The organism is Flavobacterium helocola (assembly GCF_038289885.1).
Lineage (GTDB): Bacteria > Bacteroidota > Bacteroidia > Flavobacteriales > Flavobacteriaceae > Flavobacterium > Flavobacterium cheniae.
Genome location: NZ_JBBYHT010000001.1, coordinates 223150 through 244142, shown reverse-complemented (window position 1 = coordinate 244142; position 20993 = coordinate 223150). Strand labels below are relative to the sequence as shown.

15 protein-coding genes are annotated in these 20993 nt (G+C 32.7%); all 15 read left to right on the top strand.

The annotated features are described in order from the left end of the window. The first annotated feature begins 68 nt into the window (after positions 1 to 68). The 15 genes from ruvB (at position 69) to AAEO58_RS01045 (ending at position 20953) form a co-directional block, all read left to right on the top strand. Positions 69 to 1091 carry a Holliday junction branch migration DNA helicase RuvB gene (ruvB, locus tag AAEO58_RS01115; protein ID WP_111566171.1) on the top strand — a complete coding sequence of 341 codons (1023 nt, stop codon included), beginning with the start codon at positions 69 to 71 and terminating at the stop codon, positions 1089 to 1091. A gap of 1 nt (position 1092) precedes the next feature. Next, on the top strand, positions 1093 to 2019 hold the full coding sequence (gene queG / locus AAEO58_RS01110; RefSeq protein WP_341681222.1) for a tRNA epoxyqueuosine(34) reductase QueG: 927 nt from the start codon (positions 1093 to 1095) through the stop codon (positions 2017 to 2019). An 88-nt stretch (positions 2020 to 2107) separates the two neighbouring features. Continuing rightward, positions 2108 to 2989 (top strand): DUF808 domain-containing protein, encoded by an 882-nt coding sequence (locus AAEO58_RS01105; RefSeq protein WP_341681220.1) that lies wholly within the window; start codon positions 2108 to 2110, stop codon positions 2987 to 2989. A 27-nt stretch (positions 2990 to 3016) separates the two neighbouring features. Beyond that, positions 3017 to 3691 carry a hypothetical protein gene (locus tag AAEO58_RS01100; protein WP_341681218.1) on the top strand — a complete coding sequence of 225 codons (675 nt, stop codon included), beginning with the start codon at positions 3017 to 3019 and terminating at the stop codon, positions 3689 to 3691. A 146-nt stretch (positions 3692 to 3837) separates the two neighbouring features. Next, positions 3838 to 6120 carry an NADP-dependent malic enzyme gene (locus tag AAEO58_RS01095; protein ID WP_341681216.1) on the top strand — a complete coding sequence of 761 codons (2283 nt, stop codon included), beginning with the start codon at positions 3838 to 3840 and terminating at the stop codon, positions 6118 to 6120. 7 nt (positions 6121 to 6127) lie between these two features. Next, positions 6128 to 6709, top strand: a complete 582-nt coding sequence (ruvA, locus tag AAEO58_RS01090; protein WP_341681214.1) for a Holliday junction branch migration protein RuvA — start codon at positions 6128 to 6130, stop codon at positions 6707 to 6709. Positions 6710 to 6772: 63 nt separating this feature from the next. Beyond that, positions 6773 to 13927 (top strand): T9SS outer membrane translocon Sov/SprA, encoded by a 7155-nt coding sequence (gene sov, locus AAEO58_RS01085; protein WP_341682341.1) that lies wholly within the window; start codon positions 6773 to 6775, stop codon positions 13925 to 13927. 139 nt (positions 13928 to 14066) lie between these two features. Continuing rightward, positions 14067 to 14447 (top strand): glycine cleavage system protein GcvH, encoded by a 381-nt coding sequence (gcvH, locus tag AAEO58_RS01080; protein ID WP_341681212.1) that lies wholly within the window; start codon positions 14067 to 14069, stop codon positions 14445 to 14447. Then, positions 14416 to 14808, top strand: coding sequence for a VanZ family protein (locus tag AAEO58_RS01075; protein ID WP_341681210.1), 393 nt, complete (start codon positions 14416 to 14418; stop codon positions 14806 to 14808). The genes gcvH and AAEO58_RS01075 overlap by 32 nt, the downstream gene beginning before the upstream one ends. 44 nt (positions 14809 to 14852) lie before the next feature. Next, positions 14853 to 15590 (top strand): energy transducer TonB, encoded by a 738-nt coding sequence (locus AAEO58_RS01070; protein ID WP_341681208.1) that lies wholly within the window; start codon positions 14853 to 14855, stop codon positions 15588 to 15590. 90 nt (positions 15591 to 15680) lie between these two features. Beyond that, positions 15681 to 16439, top strand: coding sequence for an energy transducer TonB (locus AAEO58_RS01065; protein WP_341681206.1), 759 nt, complete (start codon positions 15681 to 15683; stop codon positions 16437 to 16439). A 75-nt stretch (positions 16440 to 16514) separates the two neighbouring features. After that, complete coding sequence (gene deoC / locus AAEO58_RS01060; protein WP_341681204.1) at positions 16515 to 17258, top strand: deoxyribose-phosphate aldolase; 744 nt, start codon at positions 16515 to 16517, stop codon at positions 17256 to 17258. 9 nt (positions 17259 to 17267) lie between these two features. Continuing rightward, positions 17268 to 19370 (top strand): gliding motility protein RemB, encoded by a 2103-nt coding sequence (locus tag AAEO58_RS01055; protein ID WP_341681202.1) that lies wholly within the window; start codon positions 17268 to 17270, stop codon positions 19368 to 19370. Between the two features lie 90 nt (positions 19371 to 19460). After that, positions 19461 to 20363, top strand: a complete 903-nt coding sequence (cyoE, locus tag AAEO58_RS01050) for a heme o synthase (RefSeq protein WP_341681200.1) — start codon at positions 19461 to 19463, stop codon at positions 20361 to 20363. A gap of 2 nt (positions 20364 to 20365) precedes the next feature. Next, positions 20366 to 20953: a cytochrome c oxidase subunit 3 gene (locus tag AAEO58_RS01045; RefSeq protein WP_341681198.1), complete on the top strand. Its 588-nt coding sequence runs from the start codon at positions 20366 to 20368 to the stop codon at positions 20951 to 20953. The last annotated feature ends 40 nt before the right edge of the window (positions 20954 to 20993 follow it).

Below are 20993 nucleotides of genomic sequence, written 5' to 3'. Positions count from 1 at the left end.
TTCCACAATATACAAACCTCTCCAATCGGAGAGGTTTTTGTTTTATAACTTTACTTATCTTTGCTTTTATGAACGATAATTTGAATCCCAATAAAGAATCCTATTCTCCGCAAGATATTGATATCGAAAAAGCGTTGCGCCCACTTAGTTTCGATGATTTTTCTGGACAAGAACAAGTATTAGAAAATCTAATTGTTTTTGTACAAGCGGCTAATTTGCGAAAAGAAGCCTTAGATCATACGTTGTTTCATGGACCTCCAGGTTTAGGTAAAACAACGTTGGCAAATATCTTAGCAAATGAATTGGGAGTAGGAATCAAAATTACTTCAGGACCTGTTTTAGATAAACCAGGAGATTTAGCTGGATTATTAACAAATCTTGAAGAGCGTGATGTTTTGTTTATTGACGAAATTCACCGTTTAAGCCCAATTGTTGAAGAATATTTATATTCTGCAATGGAAGATTTCAAGATTGATATCATGATTGAATCGGGTCCAAATGCAAGAACGGTTCAAATCAATTTGAATCCGTTTACTTTAGTTGGAGCAACCACTCGTTCTGGATTATTGACGGCTCCAATGCGTGCTCGTTTCGGAATTCAAAGTCGTTTACAATATTACAACACCGAATTATTAACCACAATTGTCCAACGTAGTTCATCCATTTTAAAGATGCCAATTACAATGGAAGCTGCAATAGAAATCGCTGGCAGAAGTAGAGGAACACCTCGTATCGCTAATGCTTTATTACGTCGTGTTAGAGATTTCGCCCAAATCAAAGGAAACGGTAAAATTGATATTGAAATCGCAAAATTTGCTTTGAAAGCTTTAAATGTAGATGCGCACGGATTAGACGAAATGGATAATAAAATTCTGTTAACTATAATAGAAAAATTCAAAGGCGGACCAGTTGGATTATCAACCTTGGCTACCGCTGTTTCCGAAAGTGGTGAAACTATTGAAGAAGTGTACGAACCCTTCTTAATTCAAGAAGGTTTTATTATGAGAACACCAAGAGGAAGAGAAGTAACCGAAAAAGCTTATAAGCATTTAGGGAAAATTAAAAATAATATTCAAGGAGGTTTATTTTAGTTTGATAAACAATAAAGAAAAATACACACAGTTGATAAAAGCCGAATCCAAAAGACTCGGCTTTTTGTCTTGTGGTATTTCCAAAGCAGGTTTTCTTGAAGAGGAAGCGCCTCGTTTAGAAAACTGGTTAAACAATCAAATGAACGGTCAAATGAGTTACATGGAAAACCATTTTGACAAACGTTTAAATCCAACTTTATTGGTAGATGATGCTAAAAGCGTGATTTCGTTATTATTGAATTATTATCCTTCCGAACTTCAAAATCATGATTCGTATAAGATTTCCAAATACGCTTACGGACAAGATTATCATCATGTCATAAAAGAGAAGTTAAAGGAATTATTACATTTCATTCAAACTGAAATTGGAGAAGTTTCAGGCAGGGCTTTTGTAGATTCGGCACCGGTTTTAGACAAAGCTTGGGCGGCAAAAAGTGGCTTGGGTTGGGTTGGAAAAAACAGCAATTTAATTACCCAAAAAGTCGGTTCATTTTATTTTATTGCCGAATTAATTATTGATTTGAAATTGGAATACGACACACCTACAACAGATCATTGCGGAAGTTGTACGGCTTGCTTAGATGCTTGTCCCACGGAAGCTATTGTGGCTCCGTATGTTGTGGATGGAAGCAAATGTATTTCTTATTTCACCATTGAATTGAAAGATAATTTACCACAAGAAATGAAAGGTAAATTTGACGATTGGATGTTCGGTTGTGATATTTGCCAAGATGTTTGTCCGTGGAATCGTTTCTCAAAACCTCATAATGAACCGCTTTTTCAAGCGAATTCAGATATTTTAAATTTCTCAAAATCGGATTGGGAAGAAATTACGGTGGATACATTTCAGAAAGTATTTAAAAATTCTGCTGTGAAACGAACCAAATACGATGGCTTACTTCGTAATATCAATTTTTTGAAGAAATAAAATTGTATAACTTTTTCACACAAAAAATATTTTCCAAAAGAAAACTTTGACGTAGCTTTGAGGGTTATTAAATAGAAAATTTAAAATTATGGCATCAGGATTTTTCGCAATCTTAGACGATATCGCTGCATTGATGGACGATGTAGCAATGACTAGTAAATTAGCAACCAAAAAAACAGCAGGAATTTTAGGAGATGACTTAGCAGTTAATGCCGAAAAAGCAACTGGATTTTTAGCTTCAAGAGAAATTCCGGTGTTGTGGGCGATTACAAAAGGCTCGTTTATCAATAAATTAATTATTCTGCCGGTAGTTTTTGTTTTGAATTGGTTGTATCCGCCAGCCATTAAAGCCGCTTTAATCATTGGAGGAGTTTACTTAGCCTACGAAGGTGTGGAGAAAATTATCGAATATCTTTTTCATCGTGCTAAAAAAGGTGAAGAAGTTATCAAAGAAAGTAAGCTTGAGGAAGAAGACGAAAATTCAGAAAAAGCAAAAGTGAGTTCCGCTATTAAAACCGATTTTATTCTTTCGCTTGAAATTGTCATCATCGCCTTAGGAACAGCAATGGAAAAAGAACATCCATTGATTACCCAAATTTTAAGTGTAACTTTTGTAGCTATTATTGCTACCGTTGGAGTTTACGGAATCGTAGCTTTAATTGTACGTATGGACGATGCAGGATTTTATTTAATGAAAAAAGGCAATGATAAAGGATTTTTGTCTTCTTTAGGTGGTATTTTGATTAAAGCATTGCCACTTGTTATTAAATTCCTTGCTGTCGTAGGAACTATCGCGCTTATCTTAGTTTCAGGAGGTATTTTTCTTCATAATATCGAATATATTCATCATTTAGTACCACCTAGTATTCCATCAACGGTAGCTGAATTTGGCGTTGGAATCGCATTTGGGTTGGTAGCTGTTTTGTTGATGACGGGGTTTAAAAAGGTGAAGGGTTTGGTTAAAAAGTAATAATTCAATAATTTAAACATCGTCTTTATGAAATTTATATGTGCCATTTCAATTTTTTTTCTTCTTTCATGTAACAGTAACAAAAAAGAGAGTATTATTTTAAATGTCTTAAATGATACTTTAGTAACTTATTCATTAAATTCAACAAAAGACACTGCTAATATAATTAAGTATTCTCTTGAAAATAATTCAGATAAAGCTATATATATTAATAATAATTTTGCTACAATATTTGATCATAGTAAAAGTTTAATATTAAATGATAAATTATTAGAGTTAAATATCACAAATGACAATAAGATTGTAAACTGTGGATTAACAATTACTGATTTTGTAAATTCCTTTGATTGTGATGACAGTAGAAATTCAGCGAATCAAAGAATTGAATACGATTATATAAAGAAATCACCTGACGTAAGCGCTGGTTTTATACTGCATCCCAAAGAGAAAAAATATTTTATTGGATATGTAAAAATAACTGACCAAAATATTGGAATCCAACATATTAATAGTGTTAGTGCTGATATCAAAAAAAACAAAAAATATTATGCACAATTTTTCATAGATGCAAAAACCTCTAGAGCAATAGAAATATTACCTTGGGATGTAAAAGAAAATATTAAAACTAACAATTGTAAAATCTTTGATGGAGTAATAAAATTTGATAAAAAAATACCTGTAAAAATTTTGGATTCAAATTAATTTTTTGTGCTATGTAAAATATCCATTCGAGCCTGAATTCAAATAACTATACCAGATAATCCATTTATTTTTTCAAAAGAATGCCAAAATAATTTCTCATTTTATACGTATACCCTTATATTTGTAAGTTAGTAAAATAAAAAACCATGCATAAAGATAGTAAACGTAGAGAAGCCTTATTATATCACGCAAAACCTACACCTGGTAAAATTCAGGTAGTTCCCACAAAAAAATATGCAACACAAAGAGATTTAGCTTTGGCTTATTCTCCAGGAGTTGCAGAGCCTTGTTTAGAAATTGAAAAAGACGTTAATAACGTTTATAAATATACCGCAAAAGGAAATTTAGTAGCTGTAATATCAAACGGAACCGCAGTTTTAGGTTTAGGAGATATTGGTCCAGAAGCTTCAAAACCTGTAATGGAAGGTAAAGGTTTGTTGTTCAAAATCTTCGCTGATATTGATGTTTTTGATATCGAAGTTGGAACAAAAGACATTGAAGAATTCATTGCAACGGTAAAAAATATTTCTCCAACTTTCGGAGGAATTAACCTAGAAGACATCAAAGCACCAGAATCTTTCGAAATTGAAAGACGTTTGGTAGAGGAATTGAATATTCCAGTAATGCACGATGACCAACACGGAACCGCTATCATTTCATCAGCGGCTTTATTGAACGCAGTTGAGTTAGCTGGAAAGAAAATGGAAGATGTGAAAATGGTCATTTCTGGAGCAGGTTCTGCTGCCATTGCTTGTGCTAATTTATATGTTTCTTTTGGTGTTAAACCTGAAAACGTTGTAATGTTCAACAGTAAAGGAGCATTACGTAAAGACGACCCGAGAGTTACCGACATGCAACGCCCTTATGCAACAGATAAACATTTCGATGATTTAGCTCACGCGATGAAAGATGCTGACGTATTTATCGGATTGTCTTCAGGAGATATTGTTACGCCTGAAATGTTGTTAGGAATGGCGGATAATCCTATCGTTTTTGCGATGGCAAATCCAACTCCTGAAATCAATTACAATTTAGCAATTGCTACCAGAAAAGATATCATTATGGCAACAGGCCGTTCTGATCATCCTAATCAGGTAAATAATGTACTTGGTTTCCCATTTATTTTTAGAGGCGCTTTAGATGTTAGAGCGACTAAAATTAATGAGGAAATGAAGAAAGCTGCTGTAGTTGCCTTAGCTAATTTGGCAAAAGCATCAGTTCCAGAACAAGTAAATATTGCATATGGCGAAACCAAATTAACGTTTGGTCGCGATTATATTATTCCGAAACCTTTTGACCCAAGATTAATTGCCGAAGTACCACCAGCAGTTGCAAAAGCAGCAATGGATTCAGGTGTAGCGACAGCTCCAATTACCGATTGGGAAAAATATAAAGACGAATTATTAGAACGTATGGGTTCTGATAACAAAATGATTCGTTTGTTAACCAACAGAGCAAGAACGAATCCAAAACGTATCATTTTCGCAGAAGCAGATCAAATTGATGTGTTGAAAGCAGCGCAAATTGTACATGAAGAAGGTATTGGATTCCCAATTTTATTAGGAAACCAAGAAATTATCAAAGAATTAAAAGAAGAAATTGGTTTTGATACTGAAGTGCCGGTTTTTGACCCAAAAACTAAAGAATCTGAAGCTAAAAGATTAGAATATGCGAAGCATTTTTGGGAAACTAGAAAACGCAAAGGAATTACCTTATTAGATGCTGAAAAATGGATGCGTGAGCGTAACTATTTTGGTTTAATGATGGTAAACACAGGAGAAGCAGATGCTTTGGTAACTGGATATTCAAGAAGTTATCCTTCAACAATTAAGCCCGTTATTCAATTAATTGATAAAGCGCCAGGTGTTTCTAAAATTGCTACAACCAATATGATGATGACCGCGAGAGGTCCAATTTTCTTATCGGATACAGCGATTAATCCAAATCCTTCAGCTGATGATTTAGCTAGAATTGCTTTAATGACAGCTAAAACCGTAAGAATGTTTGGAATGGAGCCTGTAATTGCAATGGTGTCTTACTCAAATTTTGGTTCATCACACAATGAAGGACCAAGTAAAGTAAGTCAAGCAGTAGCCTATTTACATGAAAATTTCCCAGATTTAGTGGTAGACGGAGAAATTCAAACGGACTTTGCTTTGAATCCAGACATGCTAAAAAGTAAGTTTCCGTTTTCAAAATTGGTAAATAAAAAAGTGAATACACTTATTTTTCCTAACTTAGATTCAGCAAATATTACTTACAAATTATTGAAAGAGCTGAATAAGGCTGAATCAATCGGTCCAATTATTTTAGGATTAGACAAACCAGTTCACGTATTTCAATTAGGAGCAAGCGTGGAAGAAATGGTAAATATGGCAGCAGTAGCTGTTGTAGACGCTCAAGAAAAAGGAAGAAAGCTTAACAAATAATACAAATATGATAGCGCACATTCAAGGAAGATTAGTTGAAAAAACACCTACCGAAGTCATTATTGACTGTAATGGTGTGGGCTATCATATCAATATTTCATTACACACTTATTCATTATTACCCGATTCTGAAAGTCTGAAATTATTCACTTTTTTACAAATCAAAGAAGATGCACATACTTTGTATGGATTTGTAGAAAAACAAGAACGCGAATTATTCAAATTATTACTTTCGGTTTCTGGAGTTGGAGCTAGTACTGCTAGAACTATGTTGTCTTCGTTAGCGCCTAGTCAAATTATTCAGGCAATTGCTTCAAATGATGTAGGAATGATGCAATCTATGAAAGGAATTGGAGCTAAAACAGCCCAACGAATTATCTTAGATTTAAAAGAAAAAGTGTTAAAAGTGTACAATTTAGATGAAGTTTCGGTCATTGAAAGCAATACAAATAAAGATGAAGCGTTATCTGCTTTAGAAGTTTTAGGTTTTGCTAGAAAAGCTGCCGAAAAAGTCATCGATAAAATTATTAGAGAAACCCCAAATGCCTCTGTAGAAAACTTAATAAAACAAGCTTTAAAAAATTTATAAAACTTGAAAAATATCAACATAAAAGCAATTAATAAATTACAATATAGTCTTGCATTATTATGTATGCTCTTTTCTTTTTCGCTACAAGCACAAGTAGATGAAGAAGCACAAGATACTGTAAAAACGGGTGTTGATTTAGGTAAGTTAACAATGCCTAATCCTGTGAGTATTTTAGACAAATATACCTACGATGCTGCTTCTGATCGTTATATTTATACAAGTTCTGTAGACGGATTTAATATAAATTATCCATTGATGCTTACGCCAAAACAGTACCAAGAACTTGTTTTGCGTGAGCAAATGCGAAAGTATTATCAAGAGAAATCTGCGGCTATGGATGGTAAAAAAGCAGGTTCAGAAGAAGCGAAGAAAGATTTATTACCAAGATATTATGTGAATTCTAAGTTTTTTGAAACTGTTTTTGGAGGTAACACTATAGATGTAAAGCCAACAGGTTCGGTAGAAATTGATTTAGGAGTTCGTTTCACAAAACAAGATAATCCTTCTTTTTCTCCAAGAAACAGACAAACCACCAGTTTTGATTTTGATCAGCGAATTAGCGTTGGTTTACAAGGAAAAGTAGGAACGCGTTTGAATGTAAACGTAAATTATGACACACAATCTACTTTTGCGTTTCAAAACTTAATAAAATTAGAATATACACCAACAGAAGATGATATAATTCAAAAAATTGAAGTTGGTAATGTGAGTTTTCCGTTGTCTAATTCTTTAGTTAGAGGTGCGCAAAGTTTATTTGGAGTTAAGGCACAATTACAGTTTGGAAAAACAACATTTACAGGAGTTTTTTCGGAGCAAAAATCACAAACAAAATCAGTAACAGCTCAAGGTGGAGGAACACTTCAAGATTTCGAAATTTTTGCCTTGGATTACGATGCTGATCGTCACTATTTCTTGTCGCAATATTTTAGAAACAACTATGATAAAGCTTTAGAAACATTCCCTTACATTAACTCTCGAGTACAAATTAATAGAATTGAAGTTTGGATAACCAATAAACAAAACCGCGTAAATTCTACAGAAAATAATCTTAGAAACATCGTGGCACTTCAAGATTTAGGAGAAGCACCATTAACGGGTGTTTTACCACAAGAAACGGTTCATATAAATTTAACGTCTCATCCTAACTTTTATAATGTTCCGGCCAATACGCCTTCTAATAATGCCAACAATAAATATGATCCAAATGGTATTGGAAGTAATTTTTTAAATAGTTCAATTAGAGATGTTTCTTTAGCGTCGAATGGTTTTAGTCCTACTATTGGTGCTTCTGAAGGAATTGATTTTGCAAAACTTGAAAATGCAAGAAAACTAACACCTTCAGAATATACGTATCATCCACAATTAGGATATATTTCGTTAAACCAAAGATTAGCAAACGATGAAGTTTTAGCGGTTTCTTATCAATATACCATTGGAAGTGATGTGTATCAAGTGGGTGAATTTGGTACTGATGGAGTTGATGCAACAAATGTTGGAGGAACAGGTATTCCAAATTCACAAGCACTAATATTAAAATTATTGAAAAGTAATTTAACTATTAATGAATATGAATTAGCAGGAGTTGATTATACTATGCCAACTTGGAACTTGATGATGAAAAATATTTATCAAATTCCTGGAGGGTATCAATTGCAACAAGAAGATTTTAAATTAAATATTCTTTACACAGATCCTTCTCCTTTAAACTATATTTCACAATCAGGCATCGATCCACTACCAGCTGATGTTGAGCAGACACCTTTGTTAAAAGTATTTAATTTAGATCAGTTAAATTATACAAATGACCCACAAGAAGGTGGTGATGGTTTCTTCGATTTCTATCCAGGTTTAACAGTGGATACGCAACGTGGAAAAATTATTTTTCCAAAAGTTGAGCCATTTGGTAAGCATTTATTTGAAAAATTAGATGTGCCAGCTCTAGTTGAAAATTATGATGATCCATTAACGTACAACACGAATCAAGTAAAATACGTTTTTAGAAACTTATATAAAAATACACAAGCGGCTGCTTTACAGGAAAGTGCTAAAAATAAGTTCCAGTTAAAAGGACGTTTTAAATCTATGGGTGGCGATGGAATTTCTATTGGTGCTTTTAATGTACCACAAGGTTCTGTTGTGGTAACGGCTGGAGGAAGAGTTTTAGTAGAAGGAGTTGATTATACGGTAAATTACCAAATGGGGAAGGTGAATATTTTAGATCCTTCATTACAAGCATCTAATACTCCAATCGAGGTTTCTGTTGAAAATAATTCAGTTTTTGGTCAGCAAACAAGAAGATTTTGGGGTTTAAATGTAGAACATAAATTTAATGACAAGTTTTTAATGGGAGCCACTATTTTAAACATGTCTGAAAGACCATTTACTACTAAATCAAATTATGGTCAGGAATCAGTGAATAATACGATTTTTGGGTTTAATACAAACTACTCAACAGAAGTACCATTCTTTACAAGATTAGTAAACAAGTTACCAAATATTGATACTGATGTGCCTTCAAATTTATCATTTAGAGGAGAAATTGCCTATTTAAAACCTGGTAGTTCTAAAGCAGATCAATTTAATGGAGAGGCTACAACTTATATAGATGATTTTGAAGGTTCTCAAACAACTATTGATATGCGTTCGCCGCTAGCTTGGACATTATCAAGTGTGCCATTAGAGGATAATTATGATGGAACAACTGGTGCAGTTGAACCTCCAGTGAATGATTTAAATGTAGGAAATAAAAGAAGTAAACTTTCTTGGTATACAATTGACCCTGTTTTTTATACACAAACACCATCTGGAATTGATGATGATGATTTATCATTCAATAAAACTAGACGTGTTTTTAGTCGCGAATTGTATCCTGTTACTGATATTGCTCAAGGAGAAACATCTGTAATTTCTACACTTGATTTAAGTTATTTTCCTAAGGATAGAGGTCCTTATAATTTTAATCCAAGTCTAAGTGCAACCAATCAGTTTTCCGATTTAGAAGCTCCCGAAACTTGGGGAGGAATCATGCGTTCCATTAATTCAACCAATTTTGAACAATCAAATGTAGAATATATTCAGTTTTGGGTAATGGATCCCTATTTTGGAAATACAGGTGATGTTACAGATCCTACCAATACAGGAAAATTAGTTTTCAATTTAGGTGAAATATCGGAAGATATATTGCCAGATGGTAGAAAATTATATGAAAATGGGTTGCCAGAAGTTGGTTCGGTACAACCTACAATCAGTACTGCTTGGGGTGAAGTTCCAGCGTCACAATCATTAATTTATGCATTTGATACAAACGAAGGAAACAGAGCAGTTCAAGATGCTGGTTTTGATGGATTAACTGATGCGGAAGAAATTGCTAAATTCACCGATTTTGCATCGTATCCTGACCCTGCTGCTGATAATTACCGATTCTATTTAGAGACTTCAGGTGATATAGTTACACGATATAAAAATTATAATGGATTTGAAGGAAATTCACCTGTTACGGTTACAAACGATAACAGAGGAAATACGACTTTTCCAGATGTAGAAGATGTAAATCGTGACAATACGATGAACACCATCAATGCGTATTTTAAATTTGAAGTACCATTTCAGCCTTATCCTGATGGCGGAGTTCCTGTGGGACAAAATTATATAGCGGATGTTAGAGAAGTAAATAATGTTGATTTACCTAATGGAGATATTGGAAAAGTTAGATGGATATTATATAAAATTCCAATTTTAGAGTTTACCGATGCAAATAAAGTAGGTCCAATTTCTGATTTTCGTTCTATACGTTTCATGAGAATGTACATGAGTGGATTTAAAGATGAAGTAACTTTACGTTTTGGAGCACTAGATTTAGTTAGAGGAGAATGGAGACGTTATACAGGTAATTTCGATGAATTAGATACTGATCCTGATGATGAAAATACAGGTTTTGATGTTGTAGCTTTAAATATTCAAGAAAATGGACAAAGAAGTCCTATCAGATATGTAACACCTCCTGGAGTTGTTAGAGAACAATTGTATAATAACAACACCGTAATCAACCAAAATGAACAATCGCTTTCTTTGCGTGTTTATGATAAATTAGGAGGAACAGTTAATGGTTTAGAGTCAGATGACGCGAGAGCAGTTTTCAAAAATGTGAATGTTGATATGCGTCAGTTTAAAAAACTTCGTATGTTTTTACACGCAGAAGCTGTTCAAGATAATGATTTACAAGACGATGAATTAATTGCTTTCATTCGTTTCGGAAACGACTTTACAGATAACTTTTACCAAGTTGAAATGCCTTTGAAAGTTACACCTTTTGGTGCTTCAACTCCAGAGGAAGTATGGCCTTTAGAAAATGAAATTGAACTTCCGTTAGATTTGTTAACGAAGTTAAAAATTTTAAATCTTCAAAACGACCCTATCATTACAGTTGAGCCAAATGGAATTGGATATGTAGAAGAGGAAGCAATTGGTTCTTCAGACAACAGATTAACTCTTGGAATTAAAGGTAATCCAAACTTTGGATTGGTTCGTACCTTAATGATTGGTATTAAAAATAAATCTGGCGATATTCAACGAGGAGAAGTTTGGTTTAACGAACTTCGTATGTCAGACATGGACAATAAAGGAGGTTATGCAGCGGTTGCTAATTTAGATACCAACTTTGCTGACTTTGCAAATGTTTCTGCGACAACAAGAGTAAGTACTATTGGTTTTGGTGCGTTAGAACAAGGTCCAAATGAAAGAAGTAGAGAAGATGTTTTTCAATATGACATTGTAACTAATCTTAATTTAGGAAAGTTATTGCCAAAAAAATGGGGTATAAATTTACCATTTAACTATGCAGTAGGTGAAGAAACTATCACGCCAAGATTTGATCCTTTTTATCAAGATATCGAGTTAGATCAGTTATTAGATATTACAACTGACGCTACAGAAAGAGCAAATATTGAGCAAAGAGCTATCGATTACACGAAAAGAACGAGTTTTAATTTAATTGGAGTTAAAAAAGAAAAAAATCCAGAAAAGAAGGCTCATTTTTATGATGTAGAGAATTTAACGTTGTCTTATTCATTAAATGAAACAGAACATCACGATTATGAAATCGAAAATTTAATTGATAAACAAAACAGAACAACGGTTGATTACGCTTATACATTTAAGCCAAAATCGGTTGAGCCTTTTAAAAACACCAAATTATTTAAGAAAAGTGGTTATTATAAAATGTTGAGCGATTTTAATTTCAACTTTTTACCAACGAATGTTTCCTTTAGTTCTAATATTATTAGACAGTTCAATCGTCAACGTTTTAGATTGGTTGAAGTGCAAGGAATTGGCTTAGGTGATTTGTATAGAAGAAATTATTTCTTTAACTATACGTATGGCTTTAATTACAATTTAACAAAATCACTTCGTTTAAATTATACGGCTTCGTCTAATAATATTGTGCGTAATTATTTAGATGAAAATGATTTGCCAATTGATGGTTTAGATATTTGGGATGATTATTGGAATGTTGGAGAATCAAATCAACACAACCAACAATTAGTTGTTAATTACGATTTGCCAATTAATAAAATTCCGATACTAAGTTTTGTAAAATCTACTTATACTTACACAGGAGATTATAATTGGCAACGTGCTTCAGATGCATTTTCAACAATTACAGGAGAAGATGGAAATATTTATGCTTTGGGTAATACAATTCAAAACGCAAATTCACATAAGTTGAATACAACTTTAAATATGGATATGTTTTATAAATATATTGGATTAACCAAAACAAAAAATAATAAGAAAAAACCAGTTGCAAATAAAGATAAAAGTGTTGCTCCAAAACCAGGACAGCAAATAACAGCGCCAAAAAATAATATAACTTCAGAACGAAGTATTTTTGCAAGTGGCTTAATAGGAGTAATTACGAGTGTTAAAAATATTCAGATAAATTATTCAGAAAATAACGGAACTGTTTTACCTGGATATTTACCTGGATTAGGGTTCTTTGGTTCTTCTAAGCCAACATTAGGGTTTGTTTTCGGAAGTCAGTCAGACGTTCGATATGAAGCTGCAAGAAATGGTTGGTTAACATCATTTCCAGAGTTTAATCAAAATTTCACTCAAGTTGAAAACAAGAAATTAAATTTAACTGCTAAACTTGAAGTGTTTCCGGATTTAACAATTGATTTAACTGCTGACAGAACATATGCCTATAATTTCTCTGAGCAATTTGATGTTTCGGGAGGGCAATATAATTCGAGAGCGCCTTATGATTTTGGTAATTTCAATATTTCAACCATTTTAATATCAACAGCATTTGCTCAAAGTGATGTTAATTTTTCTCAAACATTTCAAGATTTTAGAGACAATAGACTACTTGTTGCTAATAGGTTAGCAGAGGGTTATTATAATGGAGGGCCATTTCTTAGAGATGCTGAAGGTTATCCGGTAGGTTTCGGTAAAAACAGTCAGCAAGTATTGTTGCCTTCTTTCTTAGCAGCCTATTCAGGTCAAGATGCTGAAAAAGTTTCAACAGGTGTATTTAGAAATGTACCATTGCCAAACTGGACATTAAAGTATACTGGACTTATGCGTTATAAATGGTTCAAAGATAATTTCAAACGTTTTTCATTACAACACGGTTACAGAGCAAGTTACAACGTAAATGCATTCCGTTCTAATTTGAATACAGCGCCTGTAGATGCAAATGGAAATTTCTTTGCTTCTAAGATTATTTCAAATGTTAATCTTGCTGAGCAGTTTAATCCATTAGTTAAAGTTGAATTTGAAATGAAAAATTCAATTAAAGTGCTTGCCGAAATTAAAAAAGACAGAACATTAAATATGAGTTTTGATAACAACTTGCTTACAGAAGTTAGTGGTAATGAATATATAATTGGTTTAGGGTATCGAATTAAAGATGTAACTATAAATTCAGCATTAGCAGATAATGTATCAGGAGTTATAAAGAGTGATATTAATATTAAAGCCGATTTTTCTCTAAGAAAAAACAATACAATTGTACGTTATTTAGATTATGATAACAATCAATTGGGTGGAGGGCAAGATTTATGGTCCATTAGATTAACTGCCGATTATTCGTTTAGTAAAAATTTAACTGCTATTTTCTTCTACGATCATCAGTTCTCGCAAGCAGTTATTTCAACTTCTTTCCCTATTACAAATATTAGAGGTGGATTTACTTTAAGATACAATTTCGGAAACTAATAAATACAAAAAGAAAGTAAAAACAACCGTCCAAAATCAATTATTGTACGGTTGTTTTTTTTATACAAAAAAATAACAAAAACCTTTTTTTCAATTCAATAAATACAATTACATTTGTACGTCAAAAAATTATAACCAAATGAATATACCAACTAATTTAAAATACACTAAAGACCACGAGTGGGTTTCAATTGAAGGAGATGTTGCAACAGTAGGGATTACAGATTTTGCTCAAAAAGAATTGGGTGACATCGTGTATGTTGAAGTTGAAACTTTAGATCAAACTTTAGATAAAGACGAAGTGTTTGGAACGGTTGAAGCAGTTAAAACAGTTTCAGATTTATTTTTACCATTATCAGGAGAAATTATCGAATTTAACGATTCTTTAGAGTCAGATCCAGAAAAAGTAAACACTGATCCTTACGGAGATGGTTGGATGGTAAAAGTAAAATTTTCTGATGCATCAGAAGTAGCATCACTTTTATCAAGTGAAGATTATAAAGCACTTATCGGAGCGTAAGTTTTTATTTCTTGCTATAACTTGGACGGTTTTTGTTGTTGTTGCAAGTTTGGTAAGTTTTAATTCGGTTCCAAAAGTAAAAGTAGTCGGAAGCGATAAGGTAGTACACTTTTTATTTTACTTAGTATTTGTTATATTCTGGAGCTTAGCAAAAAAACAATCTTATTTTAAAATAAATTATAGTTTGTTAATTGTTGCTATAGCAATAGTATTTGGCATAATTATTGAGATTTCACAAGGCGTATTGACCAAAACCAGACAGGCTGATTTTTATGATGTAGTCGCTAATTCGTTAGGGGCAATTGTAGGATGTTTGGCTTTGTTTTGTGTAAAAAATAAAATTTTTAATAAATTTTTTTAAAACATTTCTAATATTAACTATATTAGCACCTCAAAATTAAAATTATGGAAGTAAAGAAAAATCCTAGTGTAGACCCTAAAAGAAATAGTTCTCTATATTTTCTTGTAGGTCTTACAGCTGTTTTAATGTTAACTTACGTCAGCATAGAGCTAAAATCGGAAGATCCAAGAGTTGAAGTTGAAAAACTTGAAATTGCTGATAATATGATGGGAGAGGATGAAGAAGTTATTTTAACTATGCCTCCTGTACAAAAATTACCACCACCACCACCACCAGCTCCTGAAGTAATTCAAATTGTAGATAACAAACAGGTTATTGAAGATAAAAAAATTGAAACTACTGAAGTAGATGAAAATAAAGCAGTTGTTGTTAATACAGCATCTTCTTATGGTGAAGAAGGTGGAACTGCTGAAGATATTGATGAAGAGGTACCTTTTGCAGTTATCGAGGATGTTCCTGTTTTTCCTGGATGTGAAGGTGTTGCAAAAAACAAACGTTTAGATTGTTTTATGGAGCAAATGGCTAAACATATTAAGAAAAACCAACAATATCCTGAAAAAGCTATGGAAGATGGTATTCAAGGTAGAGTTTCTGTTTTATTCGTAATTGATAAAGACGGTGGTATCTCAAATGTACAAGTTAGAGGACCTAAAGGTGGAGAACTTTTAGAAAAAGAAGCAAAAAGAGTTATCGAAAAATTACCAAAGTTTAAACCTGGAATGCAAAGAGGTAAACCTGTAAAAGTTAAATACAGTCAGCCAATTACATTCAAGTTACAATAATATTTAATCCCAACTTTTTAGTTGGGATTTTTTTTGGCATATAAATTGTATAGATTAATTAACAAAGCGTTAACTATTAATCTATATATTATGAAAGCAAATGTTGATTTCCCGAAAAGAGTAAAAAATAGTTTTATCTATTTCCAAGTTGGTTTAATTGCTACTATGTTAGTGGTGCTTTTTATTCTTGAATTTAATTTTAAAGACACATCAAAATCTATTGGTTATGTGCCTCCTATTGAAATTAGTTCCGAGCCAACATTTGTTTATAACCCTGCGCCAGTAACTAAACCTCAGTCAGCTACAAAACCTGTAGTGGTTAAAGTTCCTAAAGTAGCTCATGTTTTTAAAGCGACTAAAGACGAACCAAAAAAAGACGAAGATAAAGCGCCAATTGCAACGCAAGATAATCCAACGGATAACCCTAAAACAGACATAACTCCAGTAGATAATCCAAAAGATAGTGGTAATGGAGGAGAAACTCCTGAAGCTCCAAATGTTTTTACAGTTGAACAGTTGCCAATGTTTGAAGCTTGTAAAGGCTTAAGTAGAAGTGAACAAAAAGCTTGCTTTGATGAGCAATTATCAAAAGCTATAGTAAAACATTTAACTTATCCTGAAAGCGATTTAGAAGATGGTAAACAAGGGGTGGCGCAAGTTGAATTTGTTATTGATGAAAAAGGAACTATAACAAGTGTAAAAGCTTTAGACAATAAAAGAGCTACAATTGAAATGCAAAAAGCAGCGGAAAAAGCGGTAAAAAGAATACCTAAATTAATTCCTGCAAAGCAAGGAGATAAAGCAGTAAAAATCAAATATTCAATCCCTGTAGTCTTCAAAATAAGATAATAAAATATTATTACTATAAAAAGTCCCATTTCGATGGGATTTTTTTATTTTTACACTTTCATAATCCAATGTAAAATGAACATTAAGCACTATTTAGATTCTACTTATCTTAAAACAGCAGCTCAGGCGAATCTTTCTGAAAAAGAGAACACTCAAGTTGTGGTGAATTGTATTCAAGAAGCCATCGATAATGATTTTAAATTAATCATGATTCGTCCAGACAAAGTAGCTTTGGCAAAAAAAATGATTCAAGATGCAAAATCTAAAGTTACCATTGGAACAGTTATCGATTTCCCTTTAGGAAACGGAACTTTAGAAGATAAATTAGTTGAAGCCAAACAAGCTATCGAAAATGGTGCTGATGATTTAGACTTCGTGTTAGATTATGAAGCATTCAAAAGAGGTGAAGTTGATGCAGTGAAAGAGCAAGTTTTACAAGGAACAAAATTAGGTTTAGCACATAATAAAATTGTAAAATGGATTATTGAAGTTGCAGCTTTAGATAATCATCAAATTGTGCAGCTTTCTACATTAATAAAGAATGTGGTAATTGCTAATTTTGCCGAAAAAGAATATGATAAAGTATTTGTTAAATCATCAACAGGTTTTTATAAAACGCCAGAAGGTGTTCCAAACGGAGCAACTGTTGCAACGATAAAATTAATGCTAGAAAATTCATTTCCATTACCTGTAAAAGCAGCTGGCGGAGTTAGAACGTATGAAGAAGCGGTTGAAATGGTGCAATTAGGTGTCAAAAGAATTGGTACATCGGCAGCAAAAGCAATTGCAACTGGCGAAATTTCAAATAGCGATTATTAAAAATATCTTATGAGAAAAATATATAGTTTTCTGTTGTTAGTTTTAGGATTTACAACTTTTGCTCAAAGTTCAAATAACGAACAATTTCCAGTATTTTCAGAATGCGAAAATGCTGTCGGAAAACAACAAGAGACGTGTTTTTACAATACGATTCAGAATTATTTTTACAATAATTTTAAAGTTTCACAAGAACTTCAAGAGCAAAATTTTAAAGGAACTGTAATTGCAGTTTTTGAAGTAGATACTATTGGGAATTTCAAAGTTATCTATACAGATGCTGCACACGAATCATTAAAAAAAGAGGCTAACCGCGTTTTTGAATCGTTACCCAAAATAAAACCTGCTACTTATTCAGGAAAGCCTACTTATTCAAAGTTTTCGATTAAAATCAATATTCCGTTAATAGCGCCAAATGCACAAGAAGATTTGGCTACAAAATATGCTAAAACAAATACAGTTTTAATTGATAACAAAAAAGAATTATCTGAATATGATGATATAGTTTATAAACCATTCGAAAATCCACAATTTAAAAGTTCTGGAGTTGTGCCATTTTCACATCAAAATTATGGTGTTTTTGATGCATTAATGAATCAAGTTGGAGCTAATAATCATACTGCTTCAAAACCTTATTCGTATGATGAAGTAGCAAAATATTATGATTTTGAAACCGTAAATAAAGCCTTTTTAAAGCAAAAAGAATCTTGGTGGGGAAGAAAATTATGGAATGAAAACCTAGTAGCTATTCAAGGGGAGGAGTATTGGTTTACTTTAAATCCAATTTTCGATTTTAGAGTAGGAAAAGATACCGAAAGTGAATCTTCGAATACATTTGTAAACACAAGAGGTTTAATCGTAAATGGAGGTTTGGGTTCGCAATTAACTTTTACAACTTCCATTTATGAAAGTCAAGGAAGGTTTGCAGATTATTACAATGCTTATGCCGAAAGTATTCGCCCTTCAGGAGGAAATCCGGCAATTATTCCGGGAATTGGAATAGCAAAACGATTCAAAGAAGACGCTTATGATTTTCCATTGGCGGAAGCAAACATCAAATACCAGCCTAGTAAGTTTGTAAATCTTCAGTTAGGTTATGGTAGAAATTTCTTAGGTGATGGTTATCGTTCTTTATTGCAAAGTGATGGTGCTAGTCCGTATCCGTATTTTAAAATCAATACCACTTTTTGGAAAATTAAATATACGAATACCTACATGTGGTTAAAAGATGTACGTGATTTAGCAACAGTTGAAGGTACTTACGCTACAAAATACATGGCAAGTCATTATTTGAGTTGGAATGTGACCAAAAAATGGAATTTAGGTTTCTTTGAAAATGTGGTTTGGACTGACACTAACGAAAGAGGTTTCGATTTCAACTTTGTAAATCCACTAATTTTTTACAGAACGGTTGAGTTTGGTTCGTCATCTAAAACAGGAAATGCTTTATTAGGAGTTTCTTCAAAGTACAAATGGAATAACAGTATTAACTTTTACGGTCAGTTCTTAATTGATGAATTTGCTATTGGAGATGTAAAAGAAAGTAATCAAAGTTGGAGAAATAAATTTGCTTACCAAGTTGGGGCTAAATATTACGATGCATTCAAAATAAAGAATTTATTACTTCAGGTTGAATACAATCAAGTGCGTCCTTATGTCTATTCGCATAGTAACCCAATTACAAATTACGGTCATAACAATCAAAGTATGGGGCATTTATGGGGAGCAAATTTTAGAGAGTTTGTCGCAATTGCTCGTTATTACAGAGGAAGATATTTTGCTGATGCCAAATTAATTTACGGCCAACGCGGATTTGATTTCAACAACGGAACCGATAATTTCAACTACGGAGGAAATATCTATTTAGATTACGACGAAAATCGTCCGTATGACACAGGAGTTTCTATTGCTCAAGGAAATAAAACTACTGTTATGATTGCTGATTTGCAAGTTGGATACCTAGTAAATCCAGCCTACAACCTGAAAGTTTTTGGAAATGTAATGTTAAGAAATTTTGACCCAACAGCGGAAACTGTGGCAACAGTTCAATCGAATACTACTTGGTTTTCCATTGGGTTAAGAAGCGATTTATTTAACTGGTATTTTGATTATTAGTAGATTTAACTATTTTCTGTAATTTGTTAAAAGGAAATCAATAATCTTATTTGTATCTTTGCACGCAATTTCACAGCGAAAAACACTAAAGTGGACACGAATACACAACCTCAAATTAAAAAATCTCTTTACAAAGACTTTGTAGAAATTACAAAGGCGCGCTTATCTATTAGTGTAGTGGTTTCAACCATTGCAGGTTATTTGTTAGGATTTAATGAGGAACAACCTTTTCAATGGCTAGTTTTAGTGCTATTAATCGTTGGAGGTTATTGCATGGTTGGTGCTTCCAATGTTTTTAATCAAATCATAGAGATTGAATTAGACGCCAAGATGGACCGAACTAAAAATCGTCCATTACCTTCTGGTCGAATTACAAAACAAAATGCTTTTATTTTAGGTTGCGTTTTAACCGTTTTAGGATTAGCTATTCTATACAACGTAAATCCTAAAACTGCAATGTTTGGTGCAATTTCGATTTTCATGTACGTGAGTTTATATACGCCACTTAAGACATTAACACCGCTTTCTGTTTTTGTAGGTGCTTTTCCTGGAGCTATTCCTTTCATGTTAGGTTGGGTAGCGGCTACAGGTCATTTTGGTATTGAAGCAGGAACATTGTTTATCATTCAATTCTTTTGGCAATTTCCACACTTTTGGGCAATTGGTTGGTTTTTATACGACGATTACAAAAAAGCAGGTTTTTTCATGTTACCAACAGGTAAAAAAGACAAAAAAACCGCTCTTCAAACGATACTATACACCATTTGGATGATTTTAGCCTCCATAATTCCAGCTTTTGGATTTACAGGGAATTTAATTTTGTCTAAAACTACAGCGGTAATCGTATTTTTATTAGGATTATGGATGTTGTTTTATGCGGTGCAGTTACATAAACAAATGGATGAAAAAGCAGCAAGAAAATTAATGATAGTAAGTGTATCTTATATCTCTTTGTTGCAAATAATATATGTGATAGATAAATTTTTACGATAGTTATGGAAAATAGAATGACATTGGAAGAAGAACAAGCTCGCAAAGGCAAAACCTACAAATTGTTGTTGTGGTTTGGAATGATTAGCATTTGTATGATTTTCGCAGGATTAACTAGTGCTTACGTAGTAAGTAAGTCAAGACCAGATTGGTTAAAAGATTTTGTATTGCCTTCTGCTTTTGTAATCAGTACAGTAGCTATGTTAGTAAGTAGTTTTACTTTTTATTTAGCATTACAAGCAACAAAAAAAGATAACAGAAATATGGCTACAACCTTTTTATTGCTTACTTTAGCGCTTGGAATTGCGTTTATAGTATTACAATTTAAAGGATTTGGACAAGTAATCGAAAATGGTTATTTCTTTACAGGAAGTGAAAGTAATGTAACGACTTCATTCTTGTATATTGCTGTTTTGGTTCACATTGCTCACCTTTTGGGAGGTATTATTTCGCTTTTAGTAGTAATTTATAATCATTATAAACAAAAATACAATTCGGCTCAAACCCTTGGTATAGAGCTAAGTGCGATGTATTGGCACTTTATGGATTTTATTTGGGTTTATTTGTTTTTATTTTTCTATTTTTTCAAATAGAAAAAAAATAATAAATTTGGGAACTTTTTAACAATTAAAA

Bases quoted from the DNA above. Each gene is read 5' to 3' on its own strand.
- ruvB (WP_111566171.1), top strand. From the start codon at position 69: ATGAACGATAATTTGAATCCCAATAAAGAATCCTATTCTCCGCAAGAT.
- AAEO58_RS01105 (WP_341681220.1), top strand. From the start codon at position 2,108: ATGGCATCAGGATTTTTCGCAATCTTAGACGATATCGCTGCATTGATG.
- AAEO58_RS01100 (WP_341681218.1), top strand. From the start codon at position 3,017: ATGAAATTTATATGTGCCATTTCAATTTTTTTTCTTCTTTCATGTAAC.
- AAEO58_RS01095 (WP_341681216.1), top strand. From the start codon at position 3,838: ATGCATAAAGATAGTAAACGTAGAGAAGCCTTATTATATCACGCAAAA.
- ruvA (WP_341681214.1), top strand. From the start codon at position 6,128: ATGATAGCGCACATTCAAGGAAGATTAGTTGAAAAAACACCTACCGAA.
- sov (WP_341682341.1), top strand. From the start codon at position 6,773: ATGCTCTTTTCTTTTTCGCTACAAGCACAAGTAGATGAAGAAGCACAA.
- gcvH (WP_341681212.1), top strand. From the start codon at position 14,067: ATGAATATACCAACTAATTTAAAATACACTAAAGACCACGAGTGGGTT.
- AAEO58_RS01070 (WP_341681208.1), top strand. From the start codon at position 14,853: ATGGAAGTAAAGAAAAATCCTAGTGTAGACCCTAAAAGAAATAGTTCT.
- AAEO58_RS01065 (WP_341681206.1), top strand. From the start codon at position 15,681: ATGAAAGCAAATGTTGATTTCCCGAAAAGAGTAAAAAATAGTTTTATC.
- deoC (WP_341681204.1), top strand. From the start codon at position 16,515: ATGAACATTAAGCACTATTTAGATTCTACTTATCTTAAAACAGCAGCT.
- AAEO58_RS01055 (WP_341681202.1), top strand. From the start codon at position 17,268: ATGAGAAAAATATATAGTTTTCTGTTGTTAGTTTTAGGATTTACAACT.
- AAEO58_RS01045 (WP_341681198.1), top strand. From the start codon at position 20,366: ATGGAAAATAGAATGACATTGGAAGAAGAACAAGCTCGCAAAGGCAAA.